Origin of the sequence: uncultured Algibacter sp. (assembly GCF_947495925.1) — a bacterium.
Lineage (GTDB): Bacteria > Bacteroidota > Bacteroidia > Flavobacteriales > Flavobacteriaceae > Algibacter_E.
The window spans coordinates 1-2,034 of the sequence record NZ_CANMAU010000023.1 but is presented as its reverse complement, the minus strand read 5'-3'; the positions used below and the strand labels follow the sequence as shown (position 1 = coordinate 2,034).

Sequence of the window (2,034 nt, the reverse complement as noted above, 5' to 3'; positions counted from 1 at the left end):
ATATTCGATTTTAGTTCTTCTATTGTCATTTTTTCAAATTAACCACAACGGTTTGTATATGGAAAGTTGCGTGTTTGTGTGCGAGGATTTTCCGAAGGAAAATCAGAAGCTAGCAAACAAAGCAACTAACATTGGTTTAGGATAAAACTAGCAATTTTTTATATACTTTGTTACCCAACGTTTTTATTTTCTATTAATATTTCAGCAGCTTTTACAGCTTCTTTCTGATAACTATTTCTATTATCTAAAATTTCCAACAATTGTTTCTCATTTTTGGTTTTATATTTTTCAATAAAAGTTTCAGTTAAAGTTTTTTCCTTTTTTGGTTTTGCATTTAGGTTAATAGGTTTTTTATTGTCATTTTTCTTAATATAAGTAAACATTCTAAATCGGTATTTCGTTTTACCTAAAAATGGTGTATCGTGTATAAAATCGTGAAGAATATTCGTCAAATAATATCTATCTCCATTTTTAAATTTCAAGTCCCAATATCCAAAGTCAGATACAAGCATTGGAATTCGTCCAGCTCTATCTATAGCATTTTTGTAATAAATTCCGAGATGATAGTTTGATTCCGAAACATCATTTATCGTGTACGTTTTAGTCATCCCGCTTTGAGTGATTTCAATTTTTTTTGAGTCAAAGTCCAAAGTAAAAGAAGTGTCTTTGTTTTCAAAGTAGTAATTAAGATAGATTAACACAGATGGAATGTTCATAATCAGGATTACGACACTAAAAATTATGAATATTTGTTGGTCAAGAACAAATTCGGTTCCGTTTTTCCATTTCCAATAAAAAGGAAATACGATTATCAAAAGAGCTATCATTTTGAGGTTATCAAATATTAGTCCTTTCAGAAACTTATTGTTTATTTCGTAGTGTTTTCTCAAATGTTGGGTAACGGTTTTGTGTATGGTTAGTTGCGTGTTTCAGCAACTAATTTAGCAAACAAAAACGAACGCGAGAAAATTCCGAAGGAATTTTCAAAATAAGCAACGACCAAAGCAATTAATTATACACGTTGTTGTGTACCGTTTTTTATTTTTTTCGTTATCCTTTTCCGATAAATTTAGTTTGTAAATAAAACTCTGTGATTATCCAAATTCCGATAAAAATCAAGGTTATCATAAACGTTTTATTCAGTCGGTTCGCATTTTTTTCAATCAGATATTTTAATTGCAATATTATCAGTTCAATAAGAGTTAGAGAAATGAAAAGTCGGATTGAACTAAATTGTCCTTTAGTCAAATCGTAATAACTATGCATATTTCCCCAAAGTCCATTTCGGTCAGATATTGTTGAATAATAAATCCAACCATAAAATCCAGAAAAAAGTCCGAATACAGGAATCGTCAGAATTGATAAAATCCAATGATAAAGTTTCAGTTTTTTATTTATTCCGATTTCCATTCTGATTTATGTTTTCGCAAATGGTACACAACGGTTACGTGTAAGGAAAGTACGGGTTTGAGAACGGCGATTTTCCGAAGGAAAATCGGAAGTTCGCAAACAAAGCACAGCCCTTTAGATTAAGTAATAAAAATAGTATTTTTTTTACACAATGTTGGCTGTAGTTTTTATATTTCCTTAACACCAGTTAGTTCCCAATGTCGTTCAAATTCCGTTTTGTTAATCAGTTCGCCTTCAAAATTTTCAAATGTCATATTCGTATCAAGCCAGAATCCGTAGTTTCGTTTGTCAGGTCCCGCGAATATTGGATTTTCATTTTCATCAAGTGCAATTTCTCTCCTAGGTAAAAGCTCTCCGTTAGTTTCTAAAAATTCAATAAGCCAACTTTTCACCAAATACATTTTGTCTTCATAATCTGGGTTTGTTCTTGGAATAAAAAACAAGATTCTATTTAACAGCTTTTCTTTCCAACTTTTTCCTTCTGGCCAATCCGTCGCGAATTTTGTTTTCAAATATTTCATTCAAGTTCTGATTCTTAAATTACAGCCAACGGTTACGTATAAGAATAGTGCGTAGTTTGAGTGCGAGGATTTTCCGAAGGAAAATCAGATGCAAGCAAACAAG

At 31.2% G+C, this 2,034-nt stretch carries 3 protein-coding genes; all 3 read right to left on the bottom strand.

The genetic code is table 11. From position 1 onward, the window contains the following. Nucleotides 1-170: 170 nt before the first annotated feature. Complete coding sequence (locus Q0857_RS16830) at nucleotides 171-716, bottom strand: hypothetical protein (RefSeq protein ID WP_298538060.1); 546 nt, start codon at nucleotides 714-716, stop codon at nucleotides 171-173. Between the two features lie 334 nt (nucleotides 717-1,050). Next, entirely contained in the window at nucleotides 1,051-1,410 is a 360-nt protein-coding gene (locus Q0857_RS16825; RefSeq protein WP_298538058.1) for a hypothetical protein, read from the bottom strand. A 167-nt stretch (nucleotides 1,411-1,577) separates the two neighbouring features. Further along, entirely contained in the window at nucleotides 1,578-1,931 is a 354-nt protein-coding gene (locus tag Q0857_RS16820; RefSeq protein WP_298538056.1) for a hypothetical protein, read from the bottom strand. Nucleotides 1,932-2,034 lie beyond the last annotated feature (103 nt).

What these genes read in the sequence shown, in the direction of transcription:
- Q0857_RS16825 (WP_298538058.1), bottom strand. Translation starts at nt 1,410, where the DNA reads ATGGAAATCGGAATAAATAAAAAACTGAAACTTTATCATTGGATTTTA.
- Q0857_RS16830 (WP_298538060.1), bottom strand. Translation starts at nt 716, where the DNA reads ATGAACATTCCATCTGTGTTAATCTATCTTAATTACTACTTTGAAAAC.
- Q0857_RS16820 (WP_298538056.1), bottom strand. Translation starts at nt 1,931, where the DNA reads ATGAAATATTTGAAAACAAAATTCGCGACGGATTGGCCAGAAGGAAAA.